This is a genomic window from Psychrobacter nivimaris (assembly GCF_043419765.1).
Classification (GTDB): Bacteria; Pseudomonadota; Gammaproteobacteria; order Pseudomonadales; family Moraxellaceae; genus Psychrobacter.
The window spans coordinates 754239-772285 of record NZ_JBHOFX010000001.1 but is presented as its reverse complement, the minus strand read 5'-3'; the positions used below and the strand labels follow the sequence as shown (position 1 = coordinate 772285).

The following is an 18047-nucleotide window of genomic DNA, read 5'->3' as shown; positions in this document are numbered from 1 at the left end:
TGTAAGAAATATCTTATGTTTTACAGATATATCTTCTAGCGCATTTTAAGCTTATTGGTCACATAAATGATTCATAAAAGGCTGTAAGTAACTGATTGCATAAGTTATAATGGCCGCTGTTGGGCTTAATCTATCACTTATCTTTACTATTTCTCATGTTTATATTCGTATTGTCGTTTATCGACTTTCTTTGATGAGCAGCCGTTATAGCTAAATGAGAGATGGTCATTAGTGTAACCACCTTGCAAAAACAAGAGGCGCGGCTTGCTTTTATGAGCAAAAAGCCGTAAAATCTTGCCTTTAATTTTTCCCTGTCGTGTTCGTCGTAAAAGCGTTGGTATAACATCAGCCACGGCACACGGGTTAAACGGAGTCATACAATGTACGCAGTAATCAAAACTGGTGGTAAACAGCACCGTGTAGTCGTCGATGAATTGCTTAAAGTTGAACTACTAAAAGCAGAAAAAGGCGAAACAATCAAATTTGAAGACGTGTTGATGGTTGTTGACGGCGATAACGTCAAAATCGGTCAGCCTGTTGTTGACGGCGCTAGCGTAGAAGTTGAAGTTGTTGAGCATGGTCGCGGCGAAAAAATCCGTATCATCAAGCACAACCGTCGTAAGCATTATCACAAAGAACAAGGTCACCGCCAATGGTACACCTTGTTAAAAATCAAAGCGATTAATGCCTAATTATCCATTTAGCAATTATTGCTAAATAGCGCACTAAATGCTTAAGAGTTATCGCATCAGCGATAAGTCAAATTAACAAGGAGATTTTCTCATGGCACATAAAAAAGCTGCCGGTTCGAGCCGTAACGGTCGTGATTCAAACCCAAAAATGCTAGGCGTAAAAATCTTTGGTGGCCAAGCTATCACAGCTGGTAACATCATCGTTCGCCAACGTGGTACAGAATTCCACGCAGGCGAAGGCGTTGGCATGGGTCGTGACCATACTTTATTTGCACTGAATGACGGTGTTGTAAAGTTTGCGACCAAAGGTAAATTTAACCGTCGCTATGTTACGGTTGAAAACGCATAATTATCTATTTAGATCGTTTTATTCTTTGAATAGAATGGTCAGATAATTAAAAAAGCCCTTACTGCCTTATGGTAGTAGGGGTTTTTTACGTTTGTAGGGTATCGTAAGTTAATGATAAGAATTAAGAAATGGTATTTTGAACAATATCACTCAACGCTAGCTCTTAAAATATACTATTTCAACAATCTTAACTAATATCTTTTTATGAAAGACGGATAGTTTGAATAAAAGATTTGATGAGATAGTAAATGAATCGTAGATAGGTTTGAAGGAAAAATGAAAAAACAGCACTATATTTCTCATAAGACCATGCTAAATATCCTTAATGACTTATCACCTTTCAAATACATCTATCTTTATGGATTCGTGCTCGTGTTTTTTACGCCGTTAATGTTTGGAAATTATTTCTCGGATTTTACGGGAATAACACCCTTCGCTCAATCCATGGAGCTAGCCTCGGGTAGAATAAGACTTTTGAGTGACCTTACAGTCTTGTATTTCATAATGATTTTTATTGCTATAACAGCTGCTTATTTTTTAAAAGGGTTGTCATTCGAGGTTGTCAGAGAATTTAAACTGGCTGCAAGAAACTCAGATAAGTTGAATCATGAAGTGGGAGAAAATCCCAAAAGATCTATTTTTATAACTGCATCGCTACTTATCGCTATCAACTTAGGCTGGATTTGGTTTTTTGGTTTTACGTCAGCGGGTAGCTCTAAAGTAATGAGAAGTTATTTAGAGGGAACTGAAACTTTCATCATCATGGCTATTTTTTTAGGATTTCTAGCAAATTTTTATCTATTACTTTATGTATTATTAATGATGGAAGGCAGGAAGCACGTCATCTTTCAAGGAAACCATTAGTCATAATAATGAAATTGCTTACTAAAATTGAGATGAGCATTCGGTTATAGCAGACATATTTCTTGCTCTTTTATACTGTTAACTTACCTACTTAAAGGTTTAGCTGTATTCATTACCTCGGTTTTGCCAACTAACGATGCTAAATGCAAACTTTTACCGTGTAACTGCATTGGTTACAAGCGTGTATGGCAGCCGTAGTAAAGATTGCAAATCATGACTAGGCGCGTAATAAAAAAACTGGCACACTGTTGCCATTGCTGATGGTTACCAGTTTTAGCTTGGTAAAATCAGTATTTATAGAAAACAAAAATTTCAATAGAACATTTTATTTTTAGCAACAACTTTAAAGCGATTATGCTTTTTTAGAGAGGATTTATGATGAACTTATCTACGAAAAAATCAACCAAACAAAAAATGATGAGTGGCGCTTTAGCAGGTGTATTAATGACATCGCTAGGTATCGCAGCGCCAATGATGGCATTGACTCAAACGGCTACAGCAGCTCCTGCTGACAACCTAACAGCTGCTAAACGTCTGAACAAATTGCTGACTAATACCAAGAGTATGACGGCTAATTTCAGTCAAACGACTAAAGGCGCGAGTAGTGGTACGTTTAAAGGCTCTATGAGTGTCCAACGTCCAAATAACTTCCGCTGGGAAACCAAGTCACCATCAGAGCAACTGATCGTTGCCAATGGTAATTCTATGTGGGTTTATGACAAGGATTTAGAGCAAGCGACTAAGCAAAACGTCGACAGCCAAGTAGGTAATACACCAGCTTTGCTACTATCAGGTGATCCAAGCAAAATTGATCAAAACTTCAAAATCACTCAGCCATATGACAACAAAAACTACTATGTACTCTATCCTAAGTCAGACAGCGCAAGTTTTAAAAGTCTTTCAATAAGCTTTAGTGGTGGCAAACCTGTTATGATGGTATTGAATGATACTTTGGGTCAAACAACCTCTATTAAATTTAGCGGTATCAAGATGAACCCAAGTATTGGTAGCAGTCAGTTTAAATTTACACCACCAAAGGGTGTTGACGTTATCAATCAGTAATTAATCGATATATTGCTAGGTTTGGATATCAGTTCAAAATCAGCAACGTAATAAAAAGGACAGACCCTATGCGGTCTGTCCTTTTTTATGTGAGTAACTATAGTTTGTTCAGCAGAAAATTTAAGACATGGCTCGTATGGTTTCCATATCTGACATAGGTGGTAATTCATCTAGATGGCTTAATCCAAACGCATCTAAAAACTGCGCAGTAGTATGAAGCAATGCAGGACGACCTAAAGTATCTTTAAAGCCTTTCTCTACAATCCATCCTTTATCAAACAACTGACGCAGTATATTGCTCGATAATGTTACTCCGCGTACATGCTCAATATCACTACGCGTCACAGGTTGCTTGTATGCAATGACACTTAGGGTTTCAAGTAAGGCTTGGCTCAGGCGTTCTTGACGCTGCGGAAAAGTACGCTGAATTAGACTGCTGTAGTCATCAGATATCTGTAAACGATAACCGCTAGCGGTCTCATGTAGCCTAAGCACACCTGTATCTAAGCGTTGTTGCAGCACTTCCAAAGTCTGCTTTAATTCTTTAGTAGATAATGACAAATGTTTCTTTAATGCGTGAGCGGTCAGCGGTGCCTCTGATGCATGCAACAGCACCTCGATACGTTTACTCAACTCTTCCAAAGAATCATGCTGCGCTTCAGCTGATGGAGATGTAGTCATAGTTATTGGTTCTTGGGTCTCGTCATGTTGCTTTGGGTCTTCAATATCTACCATCTAAAGTATGCTCTTATTTCAATATTGTGATTTTAATAGAGAATAGGCTAGGAGACAGTTTTAGAGCCTACTAAGCTAACCACTGTAATGTGAGATTTGTGGATTCATTATTCATATTAGTCTGATCAGAATTATTGGAAACAGAGTTGACGATATCGCTATCTGTCTCAATATTGACCACACCAACCAACTGCCGCTTTATAAGCTCAAGTACGGCGACGAAACTCACGACCACGCCTATTTTACCCTGTGCTTTATCCAGTAGCTCATAAAAGGAGCGCGCCCCATCCGTACTTAATTGCCTGCTAATACTGGCAATACGATCGGCAAGTGGTACAGCATCAACTTTGATCGTATGTATTTGATAGTCAGGCTGTAGCTGCATTTTAAATAAACTATCAATCAGCAAGTTAGGTGAGTAGCTTGGCAGTTCCGCATTCATAACGTCTTGATCAGGCATACTAACCATTGCCAAAAACACATCACGCTCTAAGCGCACTAGATTGTCTAGGCGCTGACTGACCACTTTGATTTGCGCGTACTCTTCGAGGCGTTCGATCAGTTCTGCTTTTGGATCACGCTCGTCGGTTGGGGTATCAGGGGCAGGCAATAGCAGTTCGGTTTTGATAGCGATGAGCGTTGATGCCATTAGCAGATAGTCACCCGCTAACTCAAAGTGCTCGGTATCCAATTCACCGATATAAGCTAAGTACTGCTCAGTGATAGGCAGAATAGGCATTTGGGTCAAATCGACGTTGTTCTTTTTGACCAAATACAACAGAAAATCCAATGGACCAGCAAACTGCTCTAACCAAATAGCAAAGGCTTGCGGTGGTACATACAGGTCTTCTGGCAAATGCTGCACAGGCGTCTGATAGATACGTAGCGACATATCATGGTTGACTGATTCATCATGCTCGCTCTGATTGTCTATAGGCTCAGAGATTGAATCAGCCATAGCAGATAAGGCGGCTTTAGATAAAGCCGCCTGTTTAGTGTTTGGTTCAGTTTGCACGTTTAGCACCCGCTTTGATAATAAATTGCGCCAGTGAAACGACTATATTAAGCAACGATTATTTAAGCTTAGCAAGCGGACGGATACCGATAGCACGGCGAGCTTTGTCTAGTTGCTTACGACTATGGCGACGGGCTTTATCCGCACCCATCTGCAAGATTTCTTCCAGCTCTTTTGGATTGGCCATCAGCTCTTCATAACGTGCACGGAATGGCGCGATTTCATCATTGATCTTATCAAATAGGGCTTGCTTAGCGTCACCCCAGCCAATACCAGCGGCATAACGCGCACGCATATCAGCAATCTCTTCAGCGGTCGCAAATGCTTTATAAATCTCAAAGATAGCTGAATCAGCTGGATCTTTTGGCTCATCAGGTAGCTGTGAGTTAGTCACAATTTTCATGATGGCTTTATGCATCTGTTTTTCAGGACTAACCTGTGGATTTGGCTCACCGAATAGGGGAATCGTATTGCTATAGCTCTTACTCATCTTGCGGCCATCAAGCCCAGTAAGCAGCGGTATATCGTTATCAACGACTGCGGACGGTAGCGTGAAAAGCGACTTATAGCGATGATTAAAAGTACCAGCGATATCACGCGCCATCTCGATATGCTGCACTTGGTCACGCCCAACAGGTACATGGGTCGCATTAAACATCAAGATATCAGCCGCCATTAGCACGGGATAACCAAACAGACCCATGGTGACACCTTGATCAGGGTCGACATCGGCTTTTTCTGTATTGATATCGACGGCTGCTTTATAGGCATGGGCGCGGTTCATCAAACCTTTGGCACATGAGCAGTTCAAAATCCAAGCAAGTTCTGGAATTTCAGGTACGTCTGACTGACGGTAGAACGTCACACGCTCAGGGTCTAGACCACAAGCAATCCAAGTAGCGGCAATGGCTCTCGTCGATTCATGAATGATAGTAGGGTCATAGCAGCCGATGATGCCATGGTAGTCTGCTAAAAAGAAAAACGCTTCATGATCACTATTTTGAATAGACTCAATCGCTGGACGAATCGCGCCAACATAGTTACCTAAGTGCGGAATACCAGTCGGTTTGATACCAGTCAGGATGCGCTTGGCTTCGGTTGAAGTATCAGAAGCTTGGTTGTCAGGAGTACTGTTATTGCTCATGGTAAATCCATTATTTTGTTTATAAAATTATTATCAGTGCATAGCTAAAATGCAAATTATTAGCCGCAAAGTATAGCAAACTTCACCAGTATTTTTGGGAATAAAGGCTTACTTATAGATATCGGTACGACCGTTTGGCCCATGTTTGAAGCGGCGATGAAACCACATCCACTGGGTAGGATCAATACGAATGAGTCCTTCTAAAACTTCATTGACCCGAGTAGCATCAGCGACTTCATCTTTACTTGGATAATTGTCTAATTCTGGCGTAATTGTTAAATGATAATGGGGACGTTTACCACGCGGCAAGTTGTCAGGCGTTTGCCGATAAGTATGCAATGCCATAACAGCTGGCGGCTGTGCTTTGCTACCCAGTTTTGCCATGCGACGCGATGCAGTAATCGTCGCAGCTGGCACACCGAAGAATGGCGCCATGACACCTTGCTTGAGACCATAGTCTTGATCAGGAGAATACCAAATGACGTGTCCCGCTTTGATAGAGGTAACTAAACTACGCATATCACGACTAGAGATTTGCTTACCAAAAATATTGGTACGACCATTATAAATAAACCAGTCTAATAAAGGATTGTTTTGCGTACGGTACATACAATCTACTGGGAAAAACTGCGCACATAATAGGCCACCCAAATCTAGCATCGTATAATGTGCACCTAGCAGGATAACTGGTCGCTGCTCATTTTGCGCATTAACAATATGCTGTAGCCCCGAAATGGATACAGTTCTAGTAAATACATCTGGCCTGAACCAAGCGCATAACGTTTCAAACACACCAATGCCTTGATTGACAAATACTTGCTTAGCCATTAATTCACGTTCAGATTCAGACTTCTCTGGAAAGGCCAACTTCAGATTGATTAGCGTATCGCGCCTACGTGAGCCAGCAACTTTATAAATCAGTATGCCTAGCTTACGACCTAGCCAAAACTGCCAACGTAACGGCAGATATATCATGGGTAGCATTATCAAAAATAACAGCCAAATGCCCCAATTCTTTGGTGATAAAAACTGCCACTGAAATGGCTTGTTATCTGCTTGCGCTGTACGCTTATGATTTTGAGTAATCGTCGGTGTGCCAGCAGGTATCGCAGGCGACTTAGCCGACTGTTTCATGCTAGGCGGCACGCTGCTATTGGCAGATGGCTTGCTAGGGTCGAATTGTTCTGGCGCTTTCATAATATCCTTCTGCAGCACGGTTTGAGGCATCATGGCTAATAATAAAAAGTTACTGATATGATGGGGTAGCGTTTAATGCTTTGCAAGTTAGAATTTCTACAGACGATCTACTTTGTAGTGTCGAAACAAAGCGCTCATGTTAATTATTGCCATAAAACAAAGCTAGCTTGATTAAGATAATCAGATAATCAACACGCTATCAGTAGGCATAAAAAAACCTTATAAGCTGTGACCAGCTTATAAGGTTTTGCAAAACCAGACTCTTATTTAACTTTGCTACTGAAGCTCTGAGAAAAAGACAACAGCAGCAAAAATATAAGAGATAGTTTTGATTAACGTTTTGAGAACTGTGGACGTTTACGTGCTTTACGTAGACCCAGTTTCTTACGTTCAACTTGACGTGAATCACGAGTAACAAAACCAGCTGCTTTTAGGGCAGGTTTTAAAGTTTCGTCAGCTTCGATTAATGCACGTGTGATGCCGTGGCGGATTGCGCCAGCTTGACCACTAATACCACCGCCTGCAACAGTTACATATAAATCATATGCGTTAACAGAGTCTAGTAGTTCTAATGGCTGACGTACAACCATGCGTGAAGTTTCACGGCTGAAGTATTCGTCAAGTGGCTTACCGTTAACAACGATACTACCAGTACCTTTTGATAAAAATACACGAGCAGTAGACGTCTTGCGGCGACCAGTTCCGTAATTGCGTTCCATAAGTATATCCTTAGATGTCTAGTTCTTTAGGTTGCTGTGCAGTATGTGGATGATCAGTACCCGCATAAAGTTTCAGCTTCTTGATCATCGCATAGCCAAGAGGGCCCTTTGGAAGCATACCCTTAACTGCTTTGTGTAGAACATCTTCAGGCTTATGTGCAAGCAACTTATTGAAGTTGGTTTCTTTAATACCACCTGGGTAGCCACTGTGACGATAGTACTTTTTGTCTTGTGCTTTTTTACCCGTTACCGTGATTTTGTCAGCATTGATGACAACAATAAAGTCACCAGTATCAACGTGCGGAGTAAAAGAAGGCTTGTGCTTGCCACGTAAGCGAGTTGCGATTTGAGTGGCTAAGCGACCAAGGGTTTTGCCGTCAGCATCTACGACATACCAGTCATGGGTCACTTCAGCTGGTTTTGCACTAAGTGTTTTCATGATAAAACCTTAAAATTAGAATTCGTTGAGAGTTTAGCTGGGAACGGGGCTCTCAAAAAACAGACTGCACATTATAAGCAGTAGCGCCTACGCTTGCAAGCTGCATTGGGGTTTATTTTCGCCTTATATACATTAAACTGCAGCGTCGGCCAGTTTTTAGCGGTTCTAAACATTTGTAAAATACGTTAACGGCTTTCATTAACCCGACAATTATGACGATGATAGACGATAAAGTCCAGCAACAACTTGTCCGACTTTGGTTTGTTTCAAGCATTCAAAAGCGATTGGTTGCTGAGTAACGCTTAATTGAGGGTTTAAATTCTCATTTAGCGACGCTTCCAATTGCTTAAGCTGTGCTGACAAATCTTTATCAGCTTCTAAATAAATTAGTGTTTCAGTATTTATTAAGGCATTGGTAATAAGCGCAGTCAAAATAGGCTGCCATAGATCTTGAGCATAAGGTGGATCGATAAATACGATATCAAAAGGACGCGCAGTCAGCTGCTCTTGACGCAATACTTGCTCAGCAGTGCCAGTGATGATTTGATAAGCAGCAGCCTCAAGGCGTAATTGCTCAGCACTCTGACGTAGTATGTTACTTTGTGCTGGATTGATTTCGATAAATGTCGTGTGGGCAGCGCCGCGAGATAGCGCTTCAAACCCCAGTACGCCACTGCCAGCACAGCTATCGAGCACATGGGCATCATGAATGTCAGCGAGTAGCCAGTTAAATAAAGTCTCCCGCAAGCGATCTGGGGTTGGGCGCAGGCCATCTGCATCGATAAAACTTACAATACGGCGCTTAAACTGACCACCGATAATGCGTACATCACCCGCTGCCGCACTTTTCGTCTTACGGTTATTCTTTGGTGCGCGTCCATTTGAGGCTTTTTTCATTATTGTGTCTCGCTTACCAATTCTTTGCTAGGTTTTACTTTACTAGGCTTTTCTTTGCTAGGTTTTGCTTTTTATACTATTAAGTACTTAAACGTCTAGTTACTCAGACGTCGCTGCTGCCGCTTCAGCTTCCGCGGCTTCTTTCTCTTCCAATGCTTTTGCGTCTTTATCACGAATGGCATCACGCATGGCTTTTTCAAAAGCCTTTTGGCGTTTAATGACTTTTAGCTCATCAGCAGAAGGTGGCAGCACGGGATCTGTCTTACGTTGTAATACCCAGTAATCAAATAGAGCACGGCCAATAGGTGCTGCAACAGCACTACCACCGCCGCCATTTTCGACCAATACCGCAAGGGCAATCTGCGGGTCTTCTACTGGGGCAAAACCATTAAACCAAGCATGATCCCAGTGGCGCTTATCAATCGCCGACTTGTCATAGCGTTTGCCTTGGGCGATAGATTTCACCTGTGCGGTACCTGTTTTACCAGCGATACGATAGCGCGGGGTATAGATACCGCGTCCTGTACCGTTTTCTACCACGCTTTCCATTGCATCATGCATACGCAACCAGTCGGACGGCTTACCGTTATAGTCGATTTTGCCATCTGGCTTAGTAATGATTTTGACGTCTGCGGCACCGTCACTGCTCTTTAATAAATGCGGGGTAATATGCTGACCTTTACTGGCTGTCATGGCTGTAGCATTAGCAATCTGTAGCGGCGTCGCCAAGAAATACCCTTGTCCAATACTGACAGAGATAGTTTCGCCCGGTAGCCAATCTTTATCGTAAGTGTCTTTTTTCCATTTTGGTGATGGCATGATGCCTGATTTTTCATTAGGTAAATCAATACCAGTATCTTCACCAAAACCAAAGCGTACCATCCAATCGTGCAGACGTTGAATGCCCATTTCATAAGCCAACTTATAATAGTAAGTATCGACTGACATCGCGATGGACTTTTTCAGATCTACCGTGCCATGACCACCACGTTTCCAATCGCGGAATCGATGCGTGTCACCAGGTAAGCTAAAGTAGCCAGGGTCATAGATGGTGCTATTCCAATCGCGTAGACCATAATGAATACCGCCCAAACCCTCAAATGGCTTGATAGTAGAACCAGGTGGGTAGGTACCTTGTAGTGCGCGGTTATACAGTGGTTGATCCAAATCTTCACGCAGATCGTCGTAATCTTTAAAAGAAATACCCGATATAAAAGGATTAGGGTCGTAGCTTGGATTACTAACAAATGCCAAGACGTCACCGTTTTTTGGGTCTATCGCGACGATTGCACCGCGGCGTCCATCAAGTTGCTGCTGGGCGATAGTTTGCAAACCATAATCCAAGCTCAACGTAATATCGTTACCCGCTATCGGCGGCTTGGTATCTAGCTGGCGTAAAATATTACCATGTGCGTCTGTCTCTACCGATTGATAACCTGGTTGCCCAAGCAAAATATCTTCGTAGTAGTCTTCGATACCAATTTTACCAATCAAGTCAGTACCAGCGTAACGGTCTTTATCAATACGCTTTGACTCTTTGTCATTGATACGTCCGACATAGCCGATGACATGGGCAAACAGCTCATCATAAGGATAAGAGCGCGTAAGCTTGCTTTGGATAGAGACCCCGCGGAAGAAAGGCTTACGCTCACTAAACTGAGCCAACTGTGCTTCTGTTAAATCGATTTTAATCGTTACCGGGTCATTTTTATTTTTACTTAGACGCGCCAAGATATCAGTGATATCTGTATCGGTTAAATCAAAAATCGGAGCTAGCAGATGCAACGTGCGCTCAGGGTTTTCGACCTCATCAGGACTGAGCATCGCTGTAAAGACTGGCTGGTTGTCTGCCAGTATTACCCCGTTACGATCATAAATATACCCACGACTAGGCGGCGCAGATATCAGTTTGATACGGTTGTTATCGGCTTGCGTTGTGTATTGATCATGAGCGTAGACTTGCAAATACCCATAACGTGTTATCAAACCGCCCAAACCAATCAATATTATAATCCCAAAGATGATAATACGATTGGTAAAGGTACTGTTGACCTGTTCGGTATTGGGAGTTATCGGTTTATTCATAGAAGATCAGAGCCCAAACGGTCAGTGAGTCAATAAAAAAATAAGAGGGCAGGTTGGTTAACCAAAGTGCGGTGAGTCTAAAAGATAATGCAAATGGTTTCAATCACATAGAAGGGTATGGTGTGAAATCGTAATGCAGTCATTTATACGCAGGTAGTCTTTGTTATTGCACTACAAATTATAACAGAACAAATGAGCAGGCGCAGTATTCAGTCATATATTTTGTCTTGATTATCTACTGACCACGAACTGGCTTATATTTAGGTTTTTATTGGTTAACAGACGATATGAACCATGTCATCTTTAGTCACAACTTGCCGCTGGTCTATATGTGCTAATAAATGGCAAGTATGCTAAAATCAGGCGATTTATTTTATAGTAGTTATTATAGGCGGAGCGTCTTTTGAAACGTTCTCATTTTGCTAAAGTTTCGTTATCAGTAGCGACAATATTAGCAACGACAATCAACCTGTCAGGGACTAGATAAGTCATGGACGTAAATTCATTATGGCAGACGATAGCTGAACATCCAGAGTTTTTTGCCATGCTGACCATCCCACCAGTGACGGCATTCGTCACTTGGGTACATGTGTGGATGGCGCTCAAGATGCTGTTTTATCCGGTTAAGTTCTGGGGTATTCGTATTCCTAACTTCCCATTTTTTGGGTTGCCAGGTATTGGTTGGCAAGGTATTGTTCCGCGCAAAGCGGGCAAGATATCAGGGGTTATCGTTGACCAGACGCTCTCAAAACTCGGTTCACTTGATGAGTTTTTTAAGGCGATGGAGCCTGAGCAAATGGCGATATTTGTCACTGATACGGTAGACAAAAACCTTGAGCCATTGATTGATGAGATTATGCTGGATCACTCGCCAGCATTGTGGGGCAATCTGCCTTACGCCCTAAAGCGCCGTGTCTATGCGCAAGCCCATAAAGAGCTACCTAGTATTATGCAGTCGCTTGTGACAGATTTGACTTATCATGTCGAAGACTTGGTCGATATGCGCAAAATGATTGTCAACACCATGGAAAACGATCGTCGCCTGATGGTCAATATGTTTCTAAAGGTGGGGCAAAAAGAGATCGATTTTATCTGGCACATCAGTGCTTTGATTGGTCTGATATTTGGTATTATCCAGATGTTTATATTTTTGGTGGTGCCGCAGCATTGGACCGTACCGTTCTTTGCTGCAATTTGGGGTTTTCTCACCAATTGGATTGCCATTTGGATGGTGTTTAATCCAGTAGAGCCGCACTTTATACCTTATTTGAAGCTGTTTACGGTGCAGAGTCGCTTTCCATTTATCAAACCCGTCATACCGCATATCGCAAAGTATCGTTTGCAAGGCGGCTTCATGAAGCGCCAAGAGGAAGTTTCCGAGGTTTTTGCTGAAATTGTTGTAAAGGATTTGGTCACTCTAGAGAACATCATGAATGAAATGATGTATGGTGATCGCTCAGCGCAAACCCGTGATTTGATGAAATCGCATCTATATACGGTGCTAGAGTCACCAGTGATTAGCACGACATTACGTGTGGGATTGGGACGCCGCGATTATGGCCAACTTAAAAATACCATTATCGACAAGTCTATTGTCGCAACGATGGTGCCACTGCGAGATCCTGAGCTAAATGAAAGCCGAGCCAGTAAGATATTTGGTCTGTTTCGCGATAGAATACGTGCGCTCACGCCAAATGAGTTTCAGAATCTATTGCGTCCCGCTTTTCGAGAGGATGAGATGACGTTGATTGTTTTGGGCGGTTTGACCGGTTTTCTAGCAGGTTGGTTGCATTTAGTGTTAGTATTTTTCCCCTCGATGCAGTAATGCATCAATAAGTATTTTTAATTAGTCATGAACGGCTGTATCGAATAAGCTTTGAATAACTAAAAAATGTAAAATTAACAACAGATAAGCATTTTGTATCAATCATTCATATTGATACGTCACAATGATAGTAGCGGGTTTTATGTGCTTCTACAGCAATTGAAACCTCAGTTTTTAACCGTAAACTATGACCGCATAAAGGACTATTAGCGTTTGCCAGTGGCTAGCAATGCCATCGGTGAACCCTTAATTGTATCCAAGGTAAACAAGGTTAGACCGTATGTTAATCACAGAATTGGGTTATTTTGCCTTGCTGGCCGCTTTTATATTGGCGATTTTGCAGGTGGTACTACCAACCATTGGCGTCATGCGTGACCACGTCGCTTGGCAGCGTTTGGCGCCAAGTCTAGCATGGGCGCAATTTGCGGCAATGATTACCTCATTTGCAGCGCTGATGGCAGGCTTTTATTACAACGACTTTAGTCTCGTCTATGTCACTCAGCATTCCAATACATTGCTGCCTTGGTACTACAAGCTGTCGGCGACATGGGGCGGGCATGAAGGCTCACTGCTGCTTTGGATGACCATCATGGCCACTTGGTGTGCGCTGGTCTCTTACTTTAGTCGTGGGTTGCCGTTGTCTATGCGTGCGCGAGTGCTGGTGATACTAGCAGGCGTGCAGATGATGATGCTGGCGATGCTTATCTTTACCTCATCGCCATTTGATCGCACATTACCCAATCTACCTGTTGATGGCGCGGATCTAAACCCTGTATTGCAAGATTTTGGTCTGATTATTCACCCACCGATGCTTTATATGGGCTACGTGGGTATGGTTGTGCCATTTGCGTTTTGTATGGCAGCACTGTGGGAAGGGCGTTTGGATGCGGTATGGACACGTTGGTCGCGTCCATGGGCATTGGCTGCTTGGGGTTTCTTAACAGTCGGTATCGCGCTTGGCTCGTGGTGGGCTTATTATGAGCTTGGCTGGGGCGGTTGGTGGTTCTGGGATCCAGTAGAGAACGCCTCATTGATGCCGTGGTTAGCTGGGACGGCGCTACTGCATTCACTTGCTGTCACCGAAAAACGTGGTGTATTTAAAGCATGGACGATTATGCTCGCAATCTTTGCTTTTGCGCTTAGCTTGCTTGGCACGTTCTTAGTACGTTCAGGTGTCATTACGTCAGTGCATTCGTTTGCCGCTGATCCAACGCGTGGTCTAGTGATTCTAGTCATCTTAGGTATCATCGTCGGCGGTGGTCTATTGATGTTTGCTGTACGTGGTTGGCGTTTGACGGTCGAGAGTCAGTATCGACTTATCTCACGTGAATCATTTTTGGTAATTAACAACGTTATTATTCTCATTTCAACCTTAGTGGTACTACTTGGTACGCTATATCCTATTATTGCTGATGCCTTTAACCTAGGTCAGGTATCTGTTGGCCCTCCGTATTTCAACGCTCTATTTGTGCCGTTGACATGGCTACTACTGGTAGCGATGGGTATGGGCTCCAATATCCGCTGGAAACAAGACAGCCGCCCGTTATTGGGTGCTGGTATGGTTATCGCAGTGAGCAGTTTGGTATTGGCTGCCATTATTACCTATTTCACCAGTCCATCAGCGATGTTAAATATCGGTGTCACCTTGGCTGTGAGCTTTTGGGTGTTGTTATGGATGGTTGTCGATTTCAAAGACAAAACCAAAAATGCACCGAGTCGCTTAAATGGCTTACGTCAGTTGCGTCTGAGCTACTGGGGTCAGCAAACCGCTCATATTGGTGTCATCATTGCGGTCATCGGCGTGGCATTTACCACCACGTTGAGCATCGAGCGTGATGTGGCATTAGGGCCTAATGACAGTGTCAATGTGCAAGGCTATGACTTTACGGTGAAAGGCTTTAGTGAAGTAAAAGGCAGTAACTTTGACGCTACGCAAGCAGAAGTAACAGTTAGTAAAGACGGTCAAGAAGTGACCTCGTTATATCCTGAAAAGCGTAACTATATTATCAGTATGATGCCGATGACGGAGGCTGCGATTGATGCCAATCTAATGCGTGATGTGTACGTAGCACTTGGTGAGCCAATTGCTGAAGATAGCAATGAATGGGCTTTCCGTATTTATGTCAAACCGCTTATCCGCTGGATATGGTTGGGTGCGCTTATCATGGCGTTCGGTGCATTGCTCAGTATGCTAGACAACCGTTACCGTATCAAAAAAACCAAAACACCTGCGCAAATCGCGGCCAAAAAATCAGGCTTTACTACGGTTGCAGATTTGGATACGTCAGCTACAAAGATAGGGGAGCGTTAATATGACTACCTCAAACAATGAACCTGATAAAAAAGCTCAGCAAGAAGCGGTTAACGGAATTAAAGAGCCAAGCAGCAATAAAGTAAAAACTAAGAAAAAACTTAAAATTGGGTTTTTGATTCCGCTGGTTATTTTTATTGGTTTGGTCGCTATGCTCTATATGCGTCTGGGCAAACCAACTGATATCGTGACCAATACGGCACTTGAGCGTCCAGTACCTGCCTTTGAGTTGCCATTATTATCAGATACCAGTCGTATCATGACCAATGATAACTTGCCAGATAAGCCATTCCTCATGAATATTTGGGGCTCTTGGTGTCCAACTTGTATCATTGAGCATCCTTTTTTGATGAAGCTAGAAGAGCGCGGTGTTAACTTAGTAGGCGTAAACTACAAAGATGATATTGGGGATGCGTTAGGGTATCTGAATCGCGGTGGTGACCCGTTCTCTATGTCTATTCAAGACTTGTCAGGACAGTTCGCTCTAGATTTGGGACTGACTGGTGCGCCTGAAACTTTCATCGTCGATGGTGATGGGATTATTCGTCAGCATATCATCGGTGAGATCAATGAGAGCAATTGGCAAAGTCGTATTACGCCTTGCTTAATGGTACTCAATGACGCTAGTAATAATGGTGTCAGTCCAGATCCGAGCCAAGTTGCGGAGGCGTGCAAATGATAGCCTACCAAATAAGAAAGGCGACCATAAAGTTAGCAAGCTTGTTTATCGCTTGTCTATTCAGCATGGCAAGCTTTGCTGCCATTGATGTATACGATTTTGATTCTGTGCAACAAGAAGCTCAGTATCGCGGTCTTATCGAAGAGCTGCGCTGCCCGAAATGTCAAAACCAAAACTTGGCAGGGTCTGATGCCCCAATTGCCCAAGACTTAAAGCAAAAAACCTATGACTTGATAAAAGATGGTCGTAGTGATGGCGAGATTCGAGCCTATATGCAAGAGCGTTATGGTGACTTTATCAGCTATAAGCCGCCAGTACGTCCTTCGACATGGATTTTATGGTTTTTCCCACCGCTATTACTGATCGTTTTATTGGTCGGTTGGTTTTGGCAAAGTAAACGCCGTCAGCTTGTCGCCAGCGGCGAGAGTGGTGTAGCAGTAGACAACCATGTCAAAGCGTTGTCTGCCGCTGAAAAAGCAGAACTTGATCGCTTATTGTCACGAGCCAATAACGATGACAAAGACGACACTACAAGCCTTGGGGGCAAAAAATGACCATATTTTCTACTGTTGGCTTATTTATTGCGCTAAGTTTACTTGTCGCTCTGTTGTTGGGTGTTATCACCATTAAGCCGTGGTTAAGAGCACCGCGTTCGCATAGTAAGCCTGTGGACAATCAACTGCTGGATATCAACGTTGCTGTGTTTCGTGAGCGACTAGCAGAGCTGAAAACAGACAAAGACAGTGGTATCATTGATGACCGTCACTATCAAAACCAAAAACTTGAGCTTGAACGTCAGCTTTTGGATGCTCAGCGTGAAGTGTCACCGATGGTCACGCCAGGTATCAAAAGCCGATTAATTATTATGGTTTGGGTACCTGTATTAACTGCCATGGCATATCTGATGGTCGGTGATCGCACACCTGTATTTGAGCTGTGGGCGGCTGAGGACAAAGTCGGTCAAGTGGCGGACGATCTATTAACAGGTAGAATCGATCAGCCACCTGCTTGGGCAATTGAAGATGGTAATCAGCTGATTAGTGCCATGCAGACTAACGTCTATCGTCATGCCAGTGACTACAATCGCTGGATGCGCCTATCAGAGCTGTTCTTGTCATTAGAGGCGACTGATTCGGCATTAGAGGCTTTGTCGCGCGCTTATCGTCTATCACCTGATAACGAAGAGATTGCGACCACTTATGCGCAGATCAGTTTCTTTGCTAATAAAGGTCAGTTAGATGCCAATAGTCGCCGAGTGTTAGAAAACATACTGGCCACAAACCCAGAGCATGAAGGCGCACAAATGCTTATGGCGATGGGTGAGGCTCGTGCTAGTAACTTCGATCAAGCGCAAGGCTGGATTAAACGTCTGCGTGACAGTATCGCGGCCAAACCAGGCGATCATACGCAAGCGCTATCAAGTCTAGACGAGCTTAGCGCTAATGTGGTGATGCAGCAGCAGCAAGCCTCTAAAGGCGTCGAGGTGACAGTCAAAATAAATGCTAGTCTGTTACCATTGGTAAAAGCTGACGATACGCTATTCGTAGCGATACGTGACGTGAAAGGTGGTCCACCATTTGCGGCTAAGCGTCTACCGATTAGCAATATCAAACAAGGCGAAGCGGTTATTAGCCTAAGTGACCTTGATGCTATGATGCCAGAGCGTACCTTAGGATCTGCTCGTTCTGATAAAGTACAGCTAGCGGTCATTGCTCGTATTAGCCATAGTGGCAATGCTACCGCAGAGTCAGGCGACCTCTCAGGCAATCCAGTGGTAATCAGTGCAGAACAAAATCAAGTCAATGTGGAGATCAATCAGCAAGTTCCATAGTTATAGTAGTATGATAAATACCTGACGCTAATGGTATTTATTATATAGACGCTGTTGCTCAGTATGGACGCGAGCAACAGTGCTATGATTGTTCTAATTTGATAGAGATGTGAAGTGAACCCAGAAAGATAAATGGGCACTCCAAACGCAGTCAATGCTGCTGTTTTTTATCTTGAATTGACCATGTATGAACAGATAAGTCA

General features: G+C 43.2%; 17 protein-coding genes. 9 read left to right on the top strand and 8 right to left on the bottom strand.

All coding sequences use genetic code 11. The annotated features are described in order from the left end of the window. The first annotated feature begins 380 nt into the window (after window positions 1-380). The 4 genes from rplU to lolA all read left to right on the top strand — a co-directional run bounded on the left by rplU (window position 381) and on the right by lolA (window position 2967). Complete coding sequence (gene rplU, locus ACHEVO_RS02880) at window positions 381-692, top strand: 50S ribosomal protein L21 (RefSeq protein WP_057761012.1); 312 nt, start codon at window positions 381-383, stop codon at window positions 690-692. 91 nt (window positions 693-783) lie between these two features. Next, on the top strand, window positions 784-1041 hold the full coding sequence (rpmA, locus tag ACHEVO_RS02875) for a 50S ribosomal protein L27 (RefSeq protein WP_021813611.1): 258 nt from the start codon (window positions 784-786) through the stop codon (window positions 1039-1041). Between the two features lie 276 nt (window positions 1042-1317). Then, window positions 1318-1905: a hypothetical protein gene (locus tag ACHEVO_RS02870; protein ID WP_394123816.1), complete on the top strand. Its 588-nt coding sequence runs from the start codon at window positions 1318-1320 to the stop codon at window positions 1903-1905. Between the two features lie 375 nt (window positions 1906-2280). Next, window positions 2281-2967 (top strand): outer membrane lipoprotein chaperone LolA, encoded by a 687-nt coding sequence (gene lolA / locus ACHEVO_RS02865; RefSeq protein WP_057761010.1) that lies wholly within the window; start codon window positions 2281-2283, stop codon window positions 2965-2967. 120 nt (window positions 2968-3087) lie between these two features. Here the strand turns inward: lolA and scpB are convergent, their stop codons facing one another. The 8 genes from scpB to mrdA all read right to left on the bottom strand — a co-directional run bounded on the left by scpB (window position 3088) and on the right by mrdA (window position 11198). Further along, window positions 3088-3648, bottom strand: coding sequence for an SMC-Scp complex subunit ScpB (gene scpB, locus ACHEVO_RS02860; protein WP_394123815.1), 561 nt, complete (start codon window positions 3646-3648; stop codon window positions 3088-3090). A 124-nt stretch (window positions 3649-3772) separates the two neighbouring features. Continuing rightward, on the bottom strand, window positions 3773-4594 hold the full coding sequence (locus tag ACHEVO_RS02855; protein WP_394123920.1) for a segregation and condensation protein A: 822 nt from the start codon (window positions 4592-4594) through the stop codon (window positions 3773-3775). A 181-nt stretch (window positions 4595-4775) separates the two neighbouring features. After that, entirely contained in the window at window positions 4776-5861 is a 1086-nt protein-coding gene (gene trpS, locus ACHEVO_RS02850) for a tryptophan--tRNA ligase (RefSeq protein ID WP_394123814.1), read from the bottom strand. A 108-nt stretch (window positions 5862-5969) separates the two neighbouring features. After that, complete coding sequence (locus ACHEVO_RS02845) at window positions 5970-7058, bottom strand: LpxL/LpxP family acyltransferase (protein ID WP_394123813.1); 1089 nt, start codon at window positions 7056-7058, stop codon at window positions 5970-5972. A 332-nt stretch (window positions 7059-7390) separates the two neighbouring features. Next, entirely contained in the window at window positions 7391-7777 is a 387-nt protein-coding gene (rpsI, locus tag ACHEVO_RS02840) for a 30S ribosomal protein S9 (RefSeq protein WP_101206364.1), read from the bottom strand. Window positions 7778-7787: 10 nt separating this feature from the next. Continuing rightward, window positions 7788-8216 (bottom strand): 50S ribosomal protein L13, encoded by a 429-nt coding sequence (rplM, locus tag ACHEVO_RS02835; RefSeq protein ID WP_057761004.1) that lies wholly within the window; start codon window positions 8214-8216, stop codon window positions 7788-7790. A gap of 210 nt (window positions 8217-8426) precedes the next feature. After that, the gene (gene rsmD, locus ACHEVO_RS02830) at window positions 8427-9113 is read right to left on the bottom strand and encodes a 16S rRNA (guanine(966)-N(2))-methyltransferase RsmD (protein ID WP_394123812.1); all 687 of its coding nucleotides are present in this window, start codon (window positions 9111-9113) and stop codon (window positions 8427-8429) included. Between the two features lie 99 nt (window positions 9114-9212). Continuing rightward, window positions 9213-11198, bottom strand: a complete 1986-nt coding sequence (gene mrdA / locus ACHEVO_RS02825) for a penicillin-binding protein 2 (RefSeq protein ID WP_394123811.1) — start codon at window positions 11196-11198, stop codon at window positions 9213-9215. 490 nt (window positions 11199-11688) lie between these two features. On the opposite strand from mrdA, the gene ACHEVO_RS02820 reads away from it, so the two are divergent. From ACHEVO_RS02820 to ccmI, 5 genes are all read left to right on the top strand, one after another. Beyond that, window positions 11689-13023: a hypothetical protein gene (locus ACHEVO_RS02820; protein WP_394123810.1), complete on the top strand. Its 1335-nt coding sequence runs from the start codon at window positions 11689-11691 to the stop codon at window positions 13021-13023. A 280-nt stretch (window positions 13024-13303) separates the two neighbouring features. Then, complete coding sequence (locus tag ACHEVO_RS02815) at window positions 13304-15334, top strand: heme lyase CcmF/NrfE family subunit (protein ID WP_394123809.1); 2031 nt, start codon at window positions 13304-13306, stop codon at window positions 15332-15334. Between the two features lies 1 nt (window position 15335). After that, complete coding sequence (locus ACHEVO_RS02810) at window positions 15336-16013, top strand: DsbE family thiol:disulfide interchange protein (RefSeq protein ID WP_394123808.1); 678 nt, start codon at window positions 15336-15338, stop codon at window positions 16011-16013. Between the two features lie 65 nt (window positions 16014-16078). Beyond that, a complete protein-coding gene (locus ACHEVO_RS02805) occupies window positions 16079-16567 on the top strand; it encodes a cytochrome c-type biogenesis protein (RefSeq protein WP_379545001.1) in 489 nt (162 codons plus the stop codon). Beyond that, window positions 16564-17844 (top strand): c-type cytochrome biogenesis protein CcmI, encoded by a 1281-nt coding sequence (gene ccmI / locus ACHEVO_RS02800; RefSeq protein ID WP_394123807.1) that lies wholly within the window; start codon window positions 16564-16566, stop codon window positions 17842-17844. Before ACHEVO_RS02805 ends, ccmI begins: the two co-directional genes overlap by 4 nt. Window positions 17845-18047: the final 203 nt, after the last annotated feature.

Bases quoted from the DNA above. Each gene is read 5' to 3' on its own strand.
- rplU (WP_057761012.1), top strand. From the start codon at position 381: ATGTACGCAGTAATCAAAACTGGTGGTAAACAGCACCGTGTAGTCGTC.
- rpmA (WP_021813611.1), top strand. From the start codon at position 784: ATGGCACATAAAAAAGCTGCCGGTTCGAGCCGTAACGGTCGTGATTCA.
- ACHEVO_RS02870 (WP_394123816.1), top strand. From the start codon at position 1,318: ATGAAAAAACAGCACTATATTTCTCATAAGACCATGCTAAATATCCTT.
- lolA (WP_057761010.1), top strand. From the start codon at position 2,281: ATGATGAACTTATCTACGAAAAAATCAACCAAACAAAAAATGATGAGT.
- scpB (WP_394123815.1), bottom strand. From the start codon at position 3,648: ATGACTACATCTCCATCAGCTGAAGCGCAGCATGATTCTTTGGAAGAG.
- ACHEVO_RS02855 (WP_394123920.1), bottom strand. From the start codon at position 4,594: ATGTCGCTACGTATCTATCAGACGCCTGTGCAGCATTTGCCAGAAGAC.
- trpS (WP_394123814.1), bottom strand. From the start codon at position 5,861: ATGAGCAATAACAGTACTCCTGACAACCAAGCTTCTGATACTTCAACC.
- ACHEVO_RS02845 (WP_394123813.1), bottom strand. From the start codon at position 7,058: ATGAAAGCGCCAGAACAATTCGACCCTAGCAAGCCATCTGCCAATAGC.
- rpsI (WP_101206364.1), bottom strand. From the start codon at position 7,777: ATGGAACGCAATTACGGAACTGGTCGCCGCAAGACGTCTACTGCTCGT.
- rplM (WP_057761004.1), bottom strand. From the start codon at position 8,216: ATGAAAACACTTAGTGCAAAACCAGCTGAAGTGACCCATGACTGGTAT.
- rsmD (WP_394123812.1), bottom strand. From the start codon at position 9,113: ATGAAAAAAGCCTCAAATGGACGCGCACCAAAGAATAACCGTAAGACG.
- mrdA (WP_394123811.1), bottom strand. From the start codon at position 11,198: ATGAATAAACCGATAACTCCCAATACCGAACAGGTCAACAGTACCTTT.
- ACHEVO_RS02820 (WP_394123810.1), top strand. From the start codon at position 11,689: ATGGACGTAAATTCATTATGGCAGACGATAGCTGAACATCCAGAGTTT.
- ACHEVO_RS02815 (WP_394123809.1), top strand. From the start codon at position 13,304: ATGTTAATCACAGAATTGGGTTATTTTGCCTTGCTGGCCGCTTTTATA.
- ACHEVO_RS02810 (WP_394123808.1), top strand. From the start codon at position 15,336: ATGACTACCTCAAACAATGAACCTGATAAAAAAGCTCAGCAAGAAGCG.
- ACHEVO_RS02805 (WP_379545001.1), top strand. From the start codon at position 16,079: ATGGCAAGCTTTGCTGCCATTGATGTATACGATTTTGATTCTGTGCAA.
- ccmI (WP_394123807.1), top strand. From the start codon at position 16,564: ATGACCATATTTTCTACTGTTGGCTTATTTATTGCGCTAAGTTTACTT.